Raw genomic sequence first — 18,380 nt, forward strand, 5'->3', positions numbered from 1 at the left:
GGACCAGGTGGTTCTTTGTGAAGTCTATGAGGGTGCATGTATCCGGGTCATCCCGGATGGCGTCGCTCCCGGAACATCTACACACTGGACAGCATGACTTCGAACGTCTCGGAATCCGTCACTCTCGACAAGGGGGCAGCCGGGGTAGCCGCCCGGGCCACCGACCTCGTCAAGCTCTACGGGTCCGGCGATACGCAGGTCCGCGCGTTGGCCGGGGTGTCGGCCGACTTCGCGAGGGGGGAGTTCACCGCGATCATGGGCCCGTCGGGGTCCGGCAAATCGACCCTCATGCACTGCCTCGCCGGTCTCGACTCGGCCACCGCGGGGGCGGTGCACATCGGCGACACCGATCTGACCAAGCTCTCCGACAAGCAGATGACCGCGCTGCGGCGCGATCGCATCGGCTTCGTCTTCCAGGCCTTCAATCTGGTGCCCACGCTGACCGCGCTGGAGAACATCACGCTGCCGCTGGATATCGCGGGACGCAAGGCGGACGAGGAATGGTTGTCCACGGTGCTCAAGCGGCTCGGGCTGACCGATCGGCTCAGCCACCGGCCCAGCGAGCTGTCGGGCGGGCAGCAGCAGCGCGTGGCGTGTGCTCGCGCGCTGGCCGGTAAGCCGGAGATCATCTTCGGGGACGAGCCGACCGGCAATCTCGATTCCCGGTCCTCGGGCGAGGTGCTGTCGATCCTGCGCGCGGCCGTGGACGAATTCCATCAGACCGTGGTGATCGTGACGCACGATCCGCGCGCCGCGTCCTACGCCGACCGGGTGGTGTTCCTCGCCGACGGGCAGATCGTGGACGAATTGCGTTCGCCCACCGCTGATTCCGTGCTCGACAAGATGAAGTCGCTGGAGACCGTCTGATGGCCAGCCCGATGCGCAAGGTGGCCTTGCGTAACCTCGCCGCGCACAAGGTCCGGCTGGCGCTCACCCTGCTCTCGGTGGTGCTCGGAACCGCTTTCATCGCAGGGTCTTTCGTATTCACCGATACCCTGCAGCGCAGTTTCGACGATATCTTCGCCAACCAGGCCGTCGGCGTGGATGTGCGGGTGGAGCCCAAAGAGCGCCAGTCCCTGGGCATTCCGAACGAGGTCGTCGACAAGATCGCCGCCATGGATCAGGTGCGCACCGTCGCGCCGTCGGTGAGCGGGGCCGTGGTGCTGCTCAAGCCGGACGGCAAGGCCGTGCAGACCGGCGGCGCGCCGACCATCGGCACCTCGTATCTGCCGCCGGACAAGGCGGTCGCGAAACCGGATGTCTATCTGGCGGGCGGGCCGCCGACGGCGACCGACGAGATCTCCATCAACGAGGGCGGCGCGAACCGGGCCGGACTGCACGTGGGCGACAAGACCAAGGTGCTGATCCCGCGCGTGGGCAACAAGGACGTCACCGTCACCGGCATCTACGACTTCGCCGCCAACTCCGGCGGATTCATCAATATCCAGTTCACCGACGCCCAGGCGCGCGAGCTGTTCACCGACAAGACGCACGTGGCGTTCGTGGACATCGCCGTCAAACCCGGTGTGGCGGCGAACGATCTGCGCGACACGCTCGCGAAGGCGTACCCGGACTACAAGGTGCAGAACGGCGATCAGGTTCGCGAGGACCTGAAGAAGCAGCTCGCCGATCAGCTGAAGTTCCTCAATTACTTCCTGCTCGCCTTCGGCGGCATCGCGGTCATCGTCGGCTCGTCCATCATCTACAACACCTTCTCGATGCTGATCGCCCAGCGCTTGCGGGAACTGGCGCTGCTGCGCGCGGTCGGCGCCAGCCGCGGTCAGATCGGGCGCTCGGTGGTAGGGGAGGCGCTGCTCATCGGCCTGGCCGGCAGCGTGCTCGGACTGTTCGTCGGCGTCGGCCTGGCGTACGGCATTTCGGCGGTGATGAACGCGCAGGGCGCGGGGCTGCCCATGGGATCGATGTCGGTGGAGCCGCGAACCGTCGTGGTGGCGCTGCTGCTCGGCGTCACGGTCACGGTGGTGAGCGCGTACGTTCCGGCGTTGCGGGCCGCCACCATTCCGCCCATCGAGGCCATGCGCGAGGTGTTCGGCGCGTCCACCGAGGTCAAGCGGCTGGGGTCGGTCACCGGCGGGCTGGTGACGCTGTTCGAGAAGCTGCGGCTGCCGGGTGTGGCGCGGGCGTTGCGGGCGGTGCTCACCTCGAAGTACCTGCGTCCCGGATTCGGCGCACTGCTGGCAGTGGTCGGTCTGGTGCTGGTGGTGGCCGGAGCCCGCTCGACCGGCGGCGACGCCGCGGCCACCGTCGGAATCGGCGCGCTGGCACTGATTTTCGCGGTGCTGCTGGTCGGTCCCGCGCTGTCCGGGCCGATGGTCGGCGCGCTCGGCGTGCTGACCAAACCGTTCGGGCCGGTCGGCCGGATGGCGCTCAACAATGCCAAGCGCAATCCCACCCGCACCGCCGCGACCGCGTTCGCGCTGACGCTCGGCGTCATGCTGGTCTCGGCCATCGGCATGCTCGGCTCCTCCGCCAAGGCCAGCATCACCGAGCTGGTCGACAAGGGCGTGAAGGCCGACTACATCCTGGCCGGGCCGCAGAACAGCTTCATCGGGGTGCCGCTCGGCGCGGGCCCGGCGGTGGCCAAGGTGCCGGGCGTCGAGGATGTGGTGCCCTTCCACGCGGTCGTGGTGAAGGTCGGCAGCGACCAGCTCATCGGCACGGTCCCGGAGGGCGACGTCCGCAAGGTGCTGAAATACGACATGGCGCAGGGCACCGATCAGCTCGGTGACAACGGCATCATGGTGTCGGAAACCGAAGCCGCCGACCGGAACTGGAAGATCGGCGACACCGTCGAGCTGACCAGCGTCGACAAGGCGAAGAAGATCCCGGTCGTGGTGGACGGCATCTACAAGGACACCCAGCTGTTCGGGCCGCTGGTCGCGCCCATGGCGCTCTACGACCAGGTGAAATCGGTTGCCTTCGAGACCAATACGCTGGTGCTGCTCACCACCGAGAAGGGCGCCGATCAGACGGCCGTGCGCGCCGGGCTCGAGCAGGCGGTGGACTCCTACGCCATCGTCCAGGTGATGGACCGCGAGGACTTCAAGGGCGCGCAGGGCAAGCAGATCAACACCATGCTGGTGATCCTGTACGCGCTGCTGGCGCTGGCGGTGGTGATCGCCATCCTCGGCATCGTGAACACCCTGGCGCTGTCGGTGGTGGAACGCCGCCGCGAGATCGGCATGCTGCGCGCGGTCGGCATGCAGCGGCCGCAGGTGCGGCGCACCATCTATCTGGAATCCATGCTGATCGCGGTGTTCGGCGCGCTCATCGGCGTGGTGCTGGGCCTGTTCCTGGGAACCGGATTCCTGCGCACGCTACGGGATCTGGGGCTGACGCAGATCGCGGTGCCGTGGGTGCAGATCGTGTTCATGGTGCTGGCTTCCGCGGTGGTCGGCGTGCTCGCGGCGCTGTGGCCGGGGATCCGGGCGGCCCGCACGCCGCCGCTCGCCGCCATCGCCGAGGTGTAAGCGCTCGGAAACACCGGGGCCCCGCCATTCCGGCGGGGCCCCGCTTTCGTTTCAGACCGGGTTCGGCCCCTCGGCAGGAAGGGACAGTGTCGCGATCGTGGGTGTCGCGGGCCCCAGCGAAGACGACTTGTTGCTGTTCACGATGATCGCGATCACGATGATGGCGGTCACGATCACCGCGACGATGCCGAAGATGATCCAGCCGACCGGGCTCGAACTACGTTGCGGGGCGCGATAGTTCGCGACCGGGGGACGATGCTGGAAGTTCTGCGGCGGCTGGTACACCGGGCCGGGATTCACCCGCGGACCCTGACCGACCTGCGGGGCGCGACCCGAGGAAACACCCTGGGCGGCACCCATGGCCGGATTCGGGTTCAGCGGCAGGCCCTGGCTCACTTGGGGATTGGGGCCCAACTGCGGTCCCGGGCCGATGGGGGTATTCGGGCCGAGCGGCTGGCCTTGTCCGACCGGGGAACTCGGGCCGAGCGGCTGGCCCTGCCCCACCGGGACATTCGGGCCGGGCTGCGGGATCGGGCGAGGCTGCTGGGCCGGACCCGACTGCCCGACCGGCCCGACCGGCGGGCGGGGCTGCTGCACGATCGGCTGCGGGCGGATCGGCGTCGGCGGGCGGGGGACGATCGGCTGCGGGTGCGCGGGGGTCGGCGGGCGCGGGGCGGCCAGCGCCCGTTCCACGGCGGCGGCGAATTCGACGCAGGAGCGGAAGCGGTCCTGCGGGCGTTTGGCGAGGGCGCGGCCCAGCACGCCGTCGATGGGCCTGGGTAGTTCGGGGCGCAGCGGGGTGGCCGGGGGCGGCGGCTGCTGCAGGTGGCCGCGAATCACGGCGGCGGGACTGGTGCCCTCGAACGGGACCGCGCCGGTGAGCAATTGGAACAGCGTGCAGGCCAGCGCGTACTGGTCGGAGCGGCCGTCCATGGTGGCGCCGGTCAGCTGTTCGGGGGAGGCGTAGGCCAGGGTCGCGGTCACCGTGCCGGTCTGGGTGAGATGGCCGGTGTCGTCGCGCAGGCGGGCGATGCCGAAATCGGTGAGGTAGACCCGTTCACCGCCGGCGCCCGCGCGATTGGAGGAGCGGGCCAGCAGGATGTTCGCGGGCTTCACGTCCCGGTGCAGGACGCCGCGGCCGTGCGCGTAGTCCAGGGCCTTGGCGGTCTCGGTGATGATCTGCGCGGCCCGCAGGGGCGGCAGTGAACCCGGGTTGACGGCCGAGGCGTTCACCCCGTCGATGTACTGCATGGAGATCCACAGCTGCTCGCCCTCGGTGCCGCGGTCGTACACCGTGACGATATTCGGGTGATCGAGCTGCGCGACCAGATCGGCCTCGCGCACGAAACGCGCCCGAATCTCGTTATCGGAGAACATCTCCTGATTCAGTAGCTTGAGCGCCGTCATGCGCGGCAACCGCGGATGCTTGGCCAGATACACCGACCCCATACCGCCGCGACCGAGCTCGCGTTCGATGACGTAACCGGCGAACACATCACCACGCTGCAAAGCCGAGCCCCCGTTTCCACGAGACAGATCCGCTGGCAGCGTACCGCGTCGGGTGCGGCCGCCTGTGCCGCCTGAACCGACGGGTATCCGGATCAGCCGCTCTGACCTGCGTTCGCGTGAGCCCATGCCGGTATATCGCCGCGATCCAGGGCGACCGCCAGCAACTCCGGGAATCGATCCGGGGTGCAGGCGAAAGCGGGAATGCCGAGGGCGGCGAGCGCGGCGGCATTGTCGTGGTCGTAGGCGGGGGCGCCCTCGTCGGACAGGGCCAGCAGGACGATCACCTGTACGCCCGATTCCTTCATCGAGCGCATCCGTTTCAGCATCTCCGCGCGCACGCCGCCCTCGTACAGGTCGGAGATGAGCACGAACAGGGTGTTGGCGGGCCGGGTGATCAGCGATTGCGAATACGCGAGGGCGCGATTGATATCCGTGCCGCCGCCCAGCTGGGTGCCGAACAGCACCTCGACCGGATCCGAGAGCTTGTCGGTGAGATCCACGACGGCGGTGTCGAACACGACCAGGGAGGTCTTCAGCGAGCGCATGGACGCCAGCACCGCGCCGAACACCGACGCGAACACCACGCTCGACGCCATCGACCCGGATTGGTCGATGGCCAGCACCACGTCCCGTTTGACGGCCTGCGCCTTGCGCCCGTACCCCACCAGCCGCTCCGGCACCACGGTGCGATGCTCAGGCAGGTAATTCGCGAGGTTCTTCCGAATAGTCCGATCCCAGTCGATATCCCGCAGCTTGGGCCGCGTCACCCGGGCCGCTCGGTTCAACGCCCCGCCGACCGCCGCCACCGTCTGCGCCGCGATCCGCCGCTCGATCTCCCGCACCACCTGCTCCACCACGGTGCGCGCCGTCGCCTTGGTGGTCTCGGGCATCACCCGGTTCAAGCTCAGCAGCGTCCCCACCAGATGCACATCCGGCTCGACGGCCTCCAATAGTTCCGGCTCCAGCAGCAGCTCGGTCAGGTTCAACCGCTCCACCGCGTCCCGCTGCATCACCTCCACCACGGTCGACGGAAAGTACCGCCGGATATCCCCGAGCCACCGCGAAACCTGCGGCGCGGACCCACCCAGCCCACCCGCCTTCTTCCCCGCGTTCCCGCCGCGAGCCTCCGAGTCGTACAGCGCCCCCAGCGCGCGATCCATGGCGGCGTCATCGGCATTCCCCAATCCGCGCACCCCGGACTCGGATTCACCGGCGGCTCCCAGCACCATCCGCCACCGCCGCTCCCGCCCCTCATCCATCTCGCTCACGCCATCCCCTCCGACTCGTATGCCCCACGCGGCATTTCGTTCTCGCCGTCCCCCATGTCGTCATTCCGGCGTGCTTCCGGCCGGAATCTCACCGATAGCCCCAAGATCTCCGTTGCTGCCCCGAGCGCCAATTCACCGCGTGCGATGTCGTATTCGGCGGTCTTCGCGCTGACGGTGGCCGTCCCGTGCCGGACCGCCTGCCCGATCGCCTGTCGTTCCCCGGTGTCGAACGCGCCGAAAGTGCGGCGCAGCAAGGGAAGTGTGGCCAGGAACTGCTGTTCGTCCAGGCCGCTGAGCCAATTATCGATGAGCGACAGCAGGTTTCGGTCGTGCACGAGCAGCAGGCCCCGGCCGCCCAGGAAACCGTCGACCCAGGCGGCTTTGTCGATCGGGGTGCGGCCCACGGAGAGCGCCGCGGATAGTCGGCGCGCGGATTCGTCGGCGTCGATCAGTTCGGCATCGCTGAGCAGGCGGACGGCGCGTCCGGCCAGGCCGCCGTGGATATCGTCGCGGTCGGCGAGATCGCGCAGGGCGGTGTACCAGGTGGCGTCGGCCCATTGGTCGGCTCGGGTCGAAAGTGCCTGGTGGACCGCGTCGATCAGGGCGCGCAGGGCGTTCGCGGCATCGGTGTCCAGGCCGGTGGCGGCGCCGGCCAGGCCGGTGCAGGAGCGCAGCAGCAGGCTGTCGGCGACCCGGGTCAGGGCGACCGTGTCGGTTTTCCGGACGTCGCCGTAGCGCAGGGTGCGGAGCACTCCGGGCAGCGCCGCGAGCAGGTGGGTGACGTCGTGATCCAGTGCCGCAACGGATTCCAGACGCGTGACCAAGGGTGCGGTCGCGCCGGTGAGGTCCGCCGTCAGCGCCGCTTCCAGCGCGGTAGCGACCACGCCCACGGTGGCATCGGGGTAGGCGACTTTGTCGAGCACCTTCGCCTCGGCGGCGGTGCGCAAGGTCGTGCCCCAGCGCGCCGCCTCCACGATGGCGATGGCCAGCTCCGGCCGCCATTGCAGGGTCCAGGTCTCCCGGAAGGTTCCGGTGGCCCGCACCTGACTGTCGGTGAGCTGCCCCCATTCGATGCCGAGCAGCCGGAGCCGGTGCAGCAGGCGCGATTTCGCCAGCCCGCTGTCGGTGCGCAGATCCAGATCCACGGTGCGCGCCTGCGGCTGCTGCTTCAGGCGCAGCGACCGGGCCTGGGCGCGCAGGTCGGCTTCCAGCGGCACGGTGGGCGTGTCGGCGGGCACGGAACCCAGCGCCTCGCCCACCACCAGCTCGGTGCTGACCAGCCGCAGCATGGTCTCGTCCCCGTCGCAGAGCACCGCGCGGGTGGCCTCGGTGACCTCCGACAGTCCGGCCAGCGGCCGTTCGCGCAGGGTGGCCAGGGTGTCGGCGAGCCGGACCGCTTCGATGACGTGCGCACTCGACACCGGAAGATCGTGTGCGCGCAGCATTCCCGCGACCTTGGTGAGCCAGCGGACGATGGGCTGCTCGGTCTGCGTGAACAGGTGGTGATACCAGCCGGGCGAGGTGATGCCGGCCCCGTACCCGGACGAGCTGGACAGCCGGGCGTGCGTCCACGGCACCCAGGTCAAGGTGGCTTTGCCTTTGGGCAGGCCCTTCAGCAGCCGGGCGTCGGGTGCGGCCGGTCCGAGCTTGCCCGTCAGCGCCGGACCGTGCCAGGCCCCGCACACGATGGCGAGCCGTCGCGCGCCGTCCTTCAACGTCTTCCGCATGACCTGCCGCATGTACGCCTCGCGGCGCAGCGTGTGCTCGTCGATGTCGGCGGTCTCCCGCAAGGCGGTCATGGCCTCGTTGACGGCATCGAAAATATCGGCGTCCGAGGCGGATTCGACGAAGGCGTCCCACCAGCGCTCGGCATCGTCGTAGCCGCCCGCCGCGGCGAGTTCGGCGAGCGGGTCGGTGCGGTCGCCGGGTTCGCTCGCCAGGGCCAGCGTCATGGCCGCCGGGAGATCGAAAAACCGCGCGGTGACCGCGTTCTCGGCCGCGTACGAGAGCGCCTGCCATTCGGGGGAGAACACCGCGAACGGCCACAGGGCGGCCCGCGCCGGTTCGTCCGGGTGATAGCCGAGCAAGGCCACCGGCGGTTCCATGCCCTCGGCGGTGACATAGCCGATGAGCGGGTCGGCGTCGGCCGGGCCTTCGATGAGAATCGCGTCCGGGCCGAACTTCTCTAGCGCCAGCCGCAGCGAACGCGCCGAACCCGGCCCGTGATGGCGGATGCCGAAGATCCGGGTCTCCGCCGCCACGGCGCTTGTCGCGGCCGTCATCAGCTCACCTCGCGGCAGGCCCGGTAGAAGTCGGCCCAGTCGGCGCGCCGGCGCACCACGGCCTCCAGGTATTCGGTCCACACCACCGCGTCCGCCACCGGATCCTTGACCACCGCGCCCAGCACCGCGCCCGCGATATCGGCGGACCGCAGCACCCCGTCCCCGAAATGCGCGGCCAGCGCCAGGCCATTGGTGATGACCGAGATGGCCTCGGCCGTGGACAGCGTGCCCGACGGCGATTTCAGTTTGGTGCGCCCGTCCGCCGTACTGCCCGAACGCAGTTCGCGGAACACCCGCACCACCCGGCGCACCTCCTCGGCGGCGGCCGGTACGGCGGGCAATTCCAGTGCGGCGCCGAGCTGTTCGACCCGCCGGGTGACGATGGCGACCTCTTCGTCCTCGTCGGCGGGCAGCGGCAGCACCACGGTATTGAAGCGGCGGCGCAGCGCGGAGGACAGTTCGTTGACGCCGCGGTCGCGGTCGTTGGCGGTGGCGATCAGGTTGAAGCCCTTGGCCGCCTGAACTTCCGTGCCGAGTTCGGGCACCGGCAGCGTCTTCTCCGACAGCACGGTGATGAGCGCGTCCTGCACATCCGAGGGGATGCGGGTCAGCTCCTCCAGCCGCGCGATGCCGCCGGAGCGCATGGCGGTCATGATCGGCGAGGGCACCAGCGCCGCGTCGCTCGGCCCTTCGGCCAGCAGCCGGGCATAGTTCCAGCCGTAGCGGATGGACTCCTCGGCCGTGCCCGAAGTGCCCTGCACCAGCAGTGTGGAGCGTCCCGACACGGCCGCCGCGAGATGTTCCGACACCCAGGTTTTGGCGGTGCCCGGCACGCCGATGAGCAGCAGCGCCCGATCGGTGGCGAGGGTGGCGACCGCGACCTCCATGAGCCGGCGCGGGCCCACGTACTTGGGGCTGATCACGGTGCCGTCGGCGAGCGTGCCGCCCAGCAGATAGGTGACCACCGCCCACGGCGAGAGCCGCCACGACGGCGGGCGCGGGCGATCATCGTTCGCGGCCAGCGCGGCGAGTTCGGCGGCGAAGGCCTGTTCGGCGTGCGGGCGCAGCAGCGCGCCGGGCTCCTCGATGATGGTCACTGCAGCTCCTCGAGCATCGTCTGGCGTTGAATGAGGTCGTGGGCGAGCTGGTCGAAAGCCTGCTCCCAGTAGGGATCTCCGCATTTGCGGGCGATGGCGGTGACCAGGGGCGCCGCGGTCACCGGGAAGTGCGCGGACGCGGCGCGGAACAGGGTGCGATAGGACCCGGGCACCAGGCTCGGCCCGCCCGGCCGGTCGGCGGACAGCTGGGCGCGCTCCAGCAGCAGCCGTAATACGTGTTCGGCCATGGCGTCCGGCCACGGATGCGGCACCGCCCGCAACAGCGATTCGATCTCGGCCAGCCAGCTGCTGTCCAGCCGGCGCAGATGCCGGACCTGATCGGGCAAGGGCTGCAACGCGAACAACTCGCGCAGCTTGTCGCTGTCGGCGGCCCCGGCCGGAGTGGCGGCGTAGCTCGCGAACAGCACCCGCGCCCATTCCGGATTCCGTTGCGCCAGCGCCGCATCCGCCCAGCCCGCGAACAAGGCTCCGCGTATCTCCTCGGCGACCGCGACCTCCATCGCCTGCTCCGCCGATCCGAGCACTCGCTCCCAGTGCCGCAACGGCGTCCCCGCCACCACCCGCTGCAACCATTCCCCCGACAGGTCCGGCGCGCCGTCCGCCCGATAACTGGTGTACCCGTACGAATCCCCGACGCCGTCCCGCCGCGCCGAATCGTCCAGTACGCCCGGCCCCGTGGTGGTGAGCCGAGGCCGCAGGGGTCCCGCGCCGAAGTTCAGCCACGCCTGCGCCCGGCCCGCCATCCGGCCCGCGAACGCCGAGTCCGGCAGCCGCGCGAGCAGGTCCGCCGCCAGCCGCCGCACCTCCGCCCGCCGATCATCGAGCGCGCGTTCCAGCAAGTCCTCGTCCGCGAGCGAAAGCCCGGGCCCCAGTATGGCCAGCAGCTCGGCCTTCCCGGCCCCGGACTCCGTATCCCACGATGCCGCCAGCGCCTCCCGCGCCGCCCCCGCATCCTCCCGCCGCACCTGCGCCAGCCACTGCCGCCGCTCGGCGGGCCGCCCGTGCGACCACACCGCCGGATCGCCGAAATCGGCCCGCACCAGCGTCCGCCACCCTGGATGCAGCCCGGCCAGCCACCGCCCCCGCGCTCCCGCCATCCGCAACAGCGGTTCCCGATGCGCCGCAAGCCCTTTCGCTCGCTCCAGCACCACACTGACCAGCCCGTCCGGCACCCGATAGTCGTACGGCCCAGCCGCGGCGAACCACTCCGCCAGGAACGGCGAATTGGTTGTCAGCAGCTTCGCCAGCCGCCCCGCCGCCGCCCGCGGCAGCACGCTCCGCCCGTCGTCGTCGGACACCGCGCCCAACTCGGCCGTCTCGGGGAGCACGCCGCCACGGGCGAAACAGTCCTGCAGCCCAACGGTTTCGAGCAGTGCAACTGCCGGATCGCCGGCCGCGCCCGCCTCTTCACCGGCGGTAGTCGTGAGGTCGAGTCGCGCTACCCCGGCGGGGTTTTCGTCAGCGGCAGTCGGCACTTCCGAGCTGCTCGCGGTGGGCCGGGATGTCAGGCTCGCCGCCAATGCCGCTACGGGAGCGGGCAATTCGGCGGTGTGCGTGGCGCGGCGGGCGGTGCCGACCAAGGCGGTCGAAACCAGTTCCGCGAGGGTCTCATCCGGGGCGGGCGGGGTCATGGGGAGGCCGGTCGGGTTTCCCTCGCCGGCGCCGGCGTCCACGATCTCGCCCGCCGTGAAGGCGGAGAGGGGCAGGAGGCCGGCGGCCGTCCATTCGCCGATCACCGTGACCGGGTGGCCGCCGGAGAGGCCGAGCAGGCGCCACGGTTCGCCGTCGCCGATCGCGACCGGGAGGGCGGTGCCGTCGGATTCGACCAGATGCCAGTCGTTTTCGTGGCAGACGGGCACCACGTCGGTGAGGATGACCGGCCAGGCGCGCAGGAAGGGGTCCGCGCCGACTGCCCGGGCGTAGGTGTTCAGGGCTGCCGCGATGGTGCCCGGATCCTGGTCTCCTGGAAGTGCGGTGCGGGGGAGGGAAGTGAAGGGGTCGGGGAGGGTGTGGCGGGTGCCCCAGAGAGCGCGCAAGGGGGCGGCGGCGGGGTAGAAGTGCAGGTCGGCTTCGATCAGGTGGCCGGGGGGTGGGGTGTCCGGCGGGAAGGTGGGGGAGCCGTGGTGGTGGTCGATGAGCAGGGCCCAGCGGGTGGTGGTGCGGCCCAGCAGGAGGGTGCGGCGGGTGTAGAGGGCCTCGTCGGAGGTGATGCGGGTGGAGAGCACCATCCATTGGTCCCGGACGGGCGGCTGGGCGCGGACCGAGTCGACCGGGGTGGAGTAGCCGATGTGGCTGCGGATGCTGGCGCGCAGGGCGGGGGAGAGGCCGTCGAGACGGCGGTGGGCGACGGCCAGCAAATGCAGGCGGGCGTACTCGCGCAGGAGTTGCTGTGGCCAGTCGGGGCCGGCGGTGAGGAGGGGGAGGCGGCGCAGGGCACCGGCCACGCCGGGGGCTTGAGCGTCGACCATGCGGCGGGCCATGGTGTCGAAAGCCAGGTAGGAGCGGTCGGTCTGGGCGAGGCCGGTGCGGACCTGGTCGGTGAGCCAGATGTCCAGGTCGGCGAGCCCGGCGGTGACGCGGGCGTGGCGTTTCTCGGCGCTGGTGGCGGCGCGCGGCGACGCCGCGGCGGCCGGTGCCGGGGTCGATTCGGGTGTGCCGGCAATCGCCATCGGGCCTCCCCCTTCCGTGTCGACTCAAGTTCTATCGGAGGGCACCGACAAGTATCGGCGGCGAGCGGACAAGGTGAAAAGGCGTGCGCGTAAGCCTGATTCGGCAAACTCGCAGCGACTGCGGCGCTTCGCCCGCCGCGCGCTCCCGCGACCCGCTGACCGCCGCCCGGTAGGGTGCCCGATATGCCGCGTGTCGCGATCGAATACTGCACCCAGTGCCGCTGGCTGCTCCGGGCCGGCTGGATGGCCCAGGAATTGCTCACCACCTTCGCCACCGACCTGTCCGAGGTGGCGCTGGTTCCCGGCGAGGGCGGCGTCTTCCGCATCACGGTGGACGGCGAGCAGATCTGGGAACGCAAGGCGGACGGCGGTTTTCCCGATATCGCCGTCCTCAAACAGCGCGTCCGCGACCGGGTCGCCCCCGATCGCTCGCTCGGTCACGCCGACAAGCGCGCGGACTAGCAGCAGCCCCCGCCGCCGCAGCAGCCGCCGCCGGACGCCATGGGCGGGACCGCCGCCGCGCTGGGCGCACTGCCGCGCGTCACGGTCCCGAAGGTGGTCAGCAGTTTGACGGTGTCGTCGTGCCCCTGCGGGCAGCTCGCCGGATCCGAGGATTCGGCCATCGGGCGGTTCATTTCGAAGGTGTCGCCGCAGCTGCGGCAGCGATAGGCATAACTCGGCACGCGCCCGAGGGTAGACCACGCCGCGCCGCTCGCCATCGCCATCCGCGCTCCCGATCACCCAGTACCCTCGAATTTACGGAGTACAGAGGAGGTTGGTGTGGGCACGCAGCTCTTCGACACGCTGACAAACGAGGACACCGACCCGGTCGCCCGGACCGCGTACGGCGAGGTGCGCGGGCGACGCGAGGGGCAGACCGCGGTCTGGCGCGGCATCCCCTACGGCGCCCCGACCGGTCCCCGGCGCTTCCGCCTCCCGCAGCCGCCGCAGCCCTGGACCGGAGTGCGCGATTGCGACACGGTGGGCGAGATGTCCCCGCAGGCTCCCGGCTTCGTCCCGGTCGACGGTTCACTGCGCGTCGGCGAGGACTGTCTCTGGCTCAATGTGTGGGCCCCCACCGCCCCGACCGACGAACCCCGCCCGGTCATGGTGTGGCTGCACGGCGGCGCGTACTGCCTGGGCACCGCCGCGCAGGCCATCTACGACGGGCGGCGGCTGGCCGAGACCGGCGGCGTGCTCGTGGTGACGGTCAACTACCGGCTGGGCGCGCTCGGCTTCCTGGACCTGTCCTCGCTGGGCGGCGACTTCACCCCCAATCTCGGCCTGCACGACCAGATCGCCGCGCTGGAATGGGTGCGCGACAATATCGCGAGCTTCGGCGGCGATCCCGGCAATGTCACCCTCTTCGGCGAATCCTCCGGCGCGGGCTGCGTCACCGCCCTGCTCACCTCCCCGCGCGCCGCCGGCCTGTTCCATCGCGCCATCGCCCAATCCCCGCCCGCCACCACGGTTTTCGGCGCGGACCGGGCGGCCGTGGTGGCCAAACGCTTCCTGCACCTGCTGGAGCTGCCGCCGGATCGCGCGGCCGAACTCTTCGATATGCCGCTGGACCGCTTCATGGCCGCGGCCGTCGTCCTGCTCGACGAGGTGCCGGTGCGCGAACCCGGCCGCCTGGCCGCCGCCCCGGTGGTGGACGGCGACCTGCTGCCCGCCTACCCGAGCGAACGCTTCCAGGAAGGCCGTTCGCACCGGGTGCCGCTGCTCATCGGCACCAACAAGGACGAGGCGTCGCTGTTCCGGCTCTTCCGTTCGCCCATCATGCCGGTCACCCCGGACGCGGTGAACGAGATGCTGCGCGGGGTGGCCGCCGAACATCCGGGCCTGTCGGCCGAGCGCATCGCCGAAATCGCCTCCGCCTACGAGGATCTGAGCACCCCGCGCGGCGCGCTCACCATGTCCGGCGACGCCGCCTTCCGGATGCCCGCGCACTGGGTCGCCGACGCGCACTCCCGGCATTCCCCGACCTGGATGTACCGCTTCGACCACGCCACCCCGATGCTCAAGGCCGCCCGGGTCGGCGCGGGCCACGCCACCGAATTGCCGTATGTGTTCGGCAATTTCGGTTCCTTCGACCGCGACCCGACCTTCTGGCTGGGCGGACGCAAAGCGGCACAGGAGGTTTCGGGCCGCATGATGCGCCGCTGGCTGGCCTTCGCCGAATTCGGCGTGCCCGCCGCCCTGGACGGCTCCAAGCATTGGCCGCCCTACAACGAAACCACCCGCACCACACTGCTCATCGACGCCGTCGACCGGATCGTGGACGATCCGGACGGCGATCGCAATTCGGTCTGGGGCGACGAGGTCGTCGGCTTCTACTGAACCCTGGACGTGGCGCGCTCGCCCAGCTGGGCGGGGATGCGCGCGAAACCGTGCAGGTTGTGCAGCGGACGGCGTTGCGGCGCACCGGCCAGGCTCAGATCGGGGAACCGCTCGAACAGCGACCGCAGCGCGTACACGCCCTCCATGCGCGCCAGGCTCGCGCCCAGGCAGGTGTGGACGCCGCTGGAGAAGGTCAGGTGCTCACGGGCATTCGCGCGGGTGATATCGAATCGATCCGGGAATTCGAACTTGCCCGGATCCCGGTTCGCGCCCGCCAGCGACATCACCACCACGCTGCCCTGCCGCAGTGCCGTGCCCGCGATCTCCACATCGCACAGCGCGGCGCGGGCGGTGGTCTGCACCGGGGCGTCGAAGCGCAGGATCTCCTCCACCGCGTTCGGCCACAGGTCCTCGTCCTCGCGCAGCAGCGCCAATTGCTCACGGTGCGAGAGCAATTGCACGATGCCGTTGCCGATCAGGTTGACGGTGGTCTCGAACCCCGCGCCCATGAGCAGGCTGGCGGTGGCCTTCAATTCCCGGTCGTCCAGGTCCCCGGCGGCGACCAGGCTGCTCAGAATGTCCTCGCCCGGCTCAACCCGCAGCCGCGCGATGTGATCGTCGAGGTAGGCGTCCATCTCCAGCATGGAGCTGATGGCGGTGCGCCAGGTCCGCCACGGAATGCCGAAGTCCAGCAGCGGGCTCATGACATCGCCCCAGGCCAGGAATTGTTCCCGGCGCGAATCCGGGAAGCCGAGCATCTCGGAGATGATGGCGATCGGCACCTGCGCCGCGAAATCCCCGACCAGATCCGCGGATCCGCCGGCGGGCAGCGCGTCGAGGAGTTCGGTGGTCACCGATTCCACCCGATCCCGCAGCCGCCCGATGGCGCGCGGGGTGAAGGCCGCCGACACCGACTTGCGCAGCCGGGTGTGCTCGGGCGGATCGGTGATCAGCATGGACGGCGGTTCCACCGGATTGGGCGGGATCTGCGCGGACTTGACCGTGCGGTGCAGCCACTCCGGAATCTCGAACCCGTCGATGCCGAATACCCCGAACCGATTGTCGCGCAGCAGGTTCCGGGCGAGCTCGTAATCCACGGTGGACCAGCTGATCGGACTGTGCGCCAGCCGCCCCTGTTCGCGCAGCTGCTCGATGTAGGGGTACGGATCGGCCAGCCCGGCGGCCGTGCCCATCAGCTTCGCGAAGGGATTGCCGCGCCGCGCCTGCACCCGCATGAGCATCCGGGCCGAACCGTGTTCCACCAGCCAGCGCGCCATATACCGCGGGTTCATCATCACGGGACTCCCTCGTCGTCGGATGATTCCACGGTACGGAAACCGACTGGGCGGGGGAACATCCCACGGCGGGAACGGCGGCTCCTACCCGGGTAGGAGCTGTCAGCCCCGCTGGGCGGTCACCCGCTCGCTGGCCACCCGCCGCTGCAGCGCGGCCGGATCCGGATGCGCCACCTGCACCAGCGACGCGCCCGCCGCGAACACCGCCAGCAGCCCGTCGATCAATTCGGTCGGGGTCTCCCAGGGCGTCGTGGACAGCACCCGGTCCTCGGCCGTGAAACCCTGCCGCGCAGCCGATTTCCGCGCCTCGGCCAGCACCGCCGACACCGACATCCCGTCCAGCGCGCAACCCACGCCGCCCGGCCGGAACTGATCCCCGTGCACCCGCACCGAAGTCGCGTAATCGGTGATCCCGACCGGCAGATCCTTGACCGGCATTCCCATCGGATCCAGCGACAGCGCCGCGATCTCCGGAATATCGCCCGCCTCGTCGATCCGGTCCGCGGTCACCAGCGCCAGCTCGGCGTCCGGATCAGCGTGCAACACCACCTCCGCGCCGGCCCACCAGCAGCCCAGCAGCACCGCCGCGGTCTGCCAGTGCGCGGGCAGCAGCACCGCCACCCGCGCCCCCGCGGACAGCCCGAACTCGTCGCGAATCATATTGGCGGTCTTGGCCGCCCAGTTGGCCAGCGTGAGCGCGGACAATTCGATCCGCGCCCCGGTGGCATCGTCGTAGAAGGTGATGCGCGGGCCCGCGGCATCACGGGCCAGGATGGGTTCGAGTACGGCGTCGGTGAGGGTTTCGGCTAATTCACGCATTTCGGTCCGTTCTGCCCGGCATCGATGGGTGGCGCCGGCGGCACCGGCGTCGCCGTGGTCGAACTGCCGGAGAAATCCATGACGGAGGTGCTGGTGCTCGCCGCCGAACCGGGACCAGCGTAGTCACTCGCCAGCACCACGCGCACCGAACCCTCGGGAAGACCCGCCTCCGACAGCACCGGCAGGCCGCCGAGCGCCTTGGCCACCGCGCGCGCCTTGGGGTCGCCCGCACTGGCCGCGAGCACCCGGCTCGACTGCACCGGGCCGCCGATCCAGTTGTCCACCGTCCCGGTGCGGAAACCCTTGCCGGTCAGCGCCTGCGCGGCCTGCGCGGCCAGGCCGCCGGTGCCGCTGGCGTTGTAGACATCCGCGGTCACCGTGGCCGGATCGACGCCGCCGGTCTCGTCATGGGTGGACTCGTCCTCGCCGACCATCTTGGCGACGTACTTGCGCACCGCCTCGGGATCGACCTTCACCACCGATTCGCCGTCGTCGGTCCAGCCGTTGAGATCCTTGACCGGAATGGTCTCGAACTTGACCTGGCCGCCGGACAGATCCTGCAGCTGGTTCAGGAACTTCAGGACGTCCCAATCGTCGTCCAGCACCACGGTGCGGCCGACGGCATCGCTGAGTTCCTTCAACCGGCCCGGACTGGTGAGCGTCTTGGCGCTGAGCACCTGATGCACCAGCTGCGCCATGTACACCTGCTGGCGCACGATCCGGTCCAGATCCCCGCGCGGCAGCTCATGGCGCTGGCGCACGAAACTCAAAGCCTGTGCGCCGTTGAGCTTCTGCCGCCCGGCGGGGAAGTCCGCGCCCGAGAGCGGTTCGTAGACGGCATTGTTCAGGCACACCTCGACGCCGCCGACGGCATCGGTGAGCAGCACGAATCCGAGCAATCCGACTTCGGCGTAATGGTCGACGGTGATGCCGGTCAGATTGCCGACGGTCTTGATCAGCGCCTGCCGCCCGGCCGTGGTGGAACGCTTGTCGGCCTCGGATTCGGAGACGCCCTTGTCGAGGAGCTTCTGCTGTTCGTTCAGCTTGGTCACGCCGTACGCCGAATTGATCTTGCCTTTGCCGAGTCCCGGAATGTCCACGTACGCATCGCGCGGAATCGAGATGGCGGTGGCCGAACTACCGTCGTTGGGCACCCGGATCAGCACGATGGTGTCGGTATTGAGCCCGACCTCGTCGCCCGCGTGCAGCATGGCGCGCTCGTCCTCGGAGAGCGGATTGCCGTGCGCGTCGGTGCGCGAGTCGATGCCCACCATGAGAATGTCCACCGCGCCGTCGCGGCCCCCGCCCAGTCCCAGATTGCCGATCCGCTCGATGGACGACACCAGCCGGTCCACCTGATACCAGCCGAGCCCGGTCACCACCAGCACCAGCGCCGCCGCGACCATGGCCAGCGCCCGCATCGGATTCGAGCGCCGCGGCCCCGTCGCCCGGACCGGGCGCGACGGTAGCGGTGCGGATGCCCTAGTGCTCTCCGGCAACCCTCATGTCCTTTCCGGTGGTCGGCCGACATCCCCCCGCCGATCGAGGTGATACCGCTGGAATGCCCCCGGTATGCAGGCTAGACGCGC

13 protein-coding genes are annotated in these 18,380 nt (G+C 70.1%); 4 read left to right on the top strand and 9 right to left on the bottom strand.

The genetic code is table 11. From position 1 onward, the window contains the following. Positions 1–93 precede the first annotated feature (93 nt). The gene (locus tag NY1_RS29185) at positions 94–867 is read left to right on the top strand and encodes an ABC transporter ATP-binding protein (protein WP_067720395.1); all 774 of its coding nucleotides are present in this window, start codon (positions 94–96) and stop codon (positions 865–867) included. Then, a complete protein-coding gene (locus NY1_RS29190) occupies positions 867–3,491 on the top strand; it encodes an ABC transporter permease (RefSeq protein WP_067720251.1) in 2,625 nt (874 codons plus the stop codon). The genes NY1_RS29185 and NY1_RS29190 overlap by 1 nt, the downstream gene beginning before the upstream one ends. Positions 3,492–3,542: 51 nt before the next feature. On the opposite strand, the gene NY1_RS42240 is transcribed toward NY1_RS29190, so the two are convergent. The 5 genes from NY1_RS42240 to NY1_RS29215 all read right to left on the bottom strand — a co-directional run bounded on the left by NY1_RS42240 (position 3,543) and on the right by NY1_RS29215 (position 12,337). Then, positions 3,543–4,985 carry a serine/threonine-protein kinase gene (locus NY1_RS42240; RefSeq protein ID WP_233434544.1) on the bottom strand — a complete coding sequence of 481 codons (1,443 nt, stop codon included), beginning with the start codon at positions 4,983–4,985 and terminating at the stop codon, positions 3,543–3,545. A gap of 107 nt (positions 4,986–5,092) precedes the next feature. Next, positions 5,093–6,259, bottom strand: a complete 1,167-nt coding sequence (locus NY1_RS29200; RefSeq protein ID WP_067720397.1) for a VWA domain-containing protein — start codon at positions 6,257–6,259, stop codon at positions 5,093–5,095. Positions 6,260–6,264: 5 nt separating this feature from the next. Then, entirely contained in the window at positions 6,265–8,550 is a 2,286-nt protein-coding gene (locus NY1_RS29205; RefSeq protein WP_233434545.1) for a DUF5682 family protein, read from the bottom strand. Continuing rightward, positions 8,550–9,647, bottom strand: coding sequence for an ATP-binding protein (locus tag NY1_RS29210; protein WP_067720253.1), 1,098 nt, complete (start codon positions 9,645–9,647; stop codon positions 8,550–8,552). The genes NY1_RS29205 and NY1_RS29210 overlap by 1 nt, the downstream gene beginning before the upstream one ends. Beyond that, entirely contained in the window at positions 9,644–12,337 is a 2,694-nt protein-coding gene (locus NY1_RS29215; protein WP_233434546.1) for a DUF5691 domain-containing protein, read from the bottom strand. Before NY1_RS29215 ends, NY1_RS29210 begins: the two co-directional genes overlap by 4 nt. Before the next feature lie 183 nt (positions 12,338–12,520). Here NY1_RS29215 and NY1_RS29220 point away from each other — a divergent pair, with 183 nt between their 5' ends. Then, positions 12,521–12,799, top strand: a complete 279-nt coding sequence (locus tag NY1_RS29220) for an Rdx family protein (protein WP_067720255.1) — start codon at positions 12,521–12,523, stop codon at positions 12,797–12,799. Here the strand turns inward: NY1_RS29220 and NY1_RS29225 are convergent. Next, positions 12,796–13,020, bottom strand: coding sequence for an FmdB family zinc ribbon protein (locus tag NY1_RS29225; protein ID WP_067720401.1), 225 nt, complete (start codon positions 13,018–13,020; stop codon positions 12,796–12,798). The genes NY1_RS29220 and NY1_RS29225 overlap by 4 nt on opposite strands. A 97-nt stretch (positions 13,021–13,117) precedes the next feature. Between NY1_RS29225 and NY1_RS29230 the strand changes: the two genes are divergently transcribed. Further along, the gene (locus NY1_RS29230) at positions 13,118–14,677 is read left to right on the top strand and encodes a carboxylesterase/lipase family protein (RefSeq protein ID WP_067720257.1); all 1,560 of its coding nucleotides are present in this window, start codon (positions 13,118–13,120) and stop codon (positions 14,675–14,677) included. Here the strand turns inward: NY1_RS29230 and NY1_RS29235 are convergent. From NY1_RS29235 to NY1_RS29245, 3 genes are all read right to left on the bottom strand, one after another. After that, positions 14,671–15,969 carry a cytochrome P450 gene (locus NY1_RS29235; protein ID WP_067720403.1) on the bottom strand — a complete coding sequence of 433 codons (1,299 nt, stop codon included), beginning with the start codon at positions 15,967–15,969 and terminating at the stop codon, positions 14,671–14,673. The two genes, NY1_RS29230 and NY1_RS29235, sit on opposite strands and share 7 nt — an antisense overlap. A 105-nt stretch (positions 15,970–16,074) precedes the next feature. Further along, the gene (locus NY1_RS29240) at positions 16,075–16,791 is read right to left on the bottom strand and encodes a TIGR03089 family protein (RefSeq protein ID WP_067720260.1); all 717 of its coding nucleotides are present in this window, start codon (positions 16,789–16,791) and stop codon (positions 16,075–16,077) included. Further along, positions 16,779–18,212, bottom strand: a complete 1,434-nt coding sequence (locus NY1_RS29245) for an LCP family protein (protein WP_067720262.1) — start codon at positions 18,210–18,212, stop codon at positions 16,779–16,781. Before NY1_RS29245 ends, NY1_RS29240 begins: the two co-directional genes overlap by 13 nt. Between the last annotated feature and the right edge of the window lie 168 nt (positions 18,213–18,380).

The organism is Nocardia yamanashiensis NBRC 100130 (assembly GCF_001613325.1).
GTDB classification, from domain to species: Bacteria; Actinomycetota; Actinomycetes; order Mycobacteriales; family Mycobacteriaceae; genus Nocardia; species Nocardia yamanashiensis.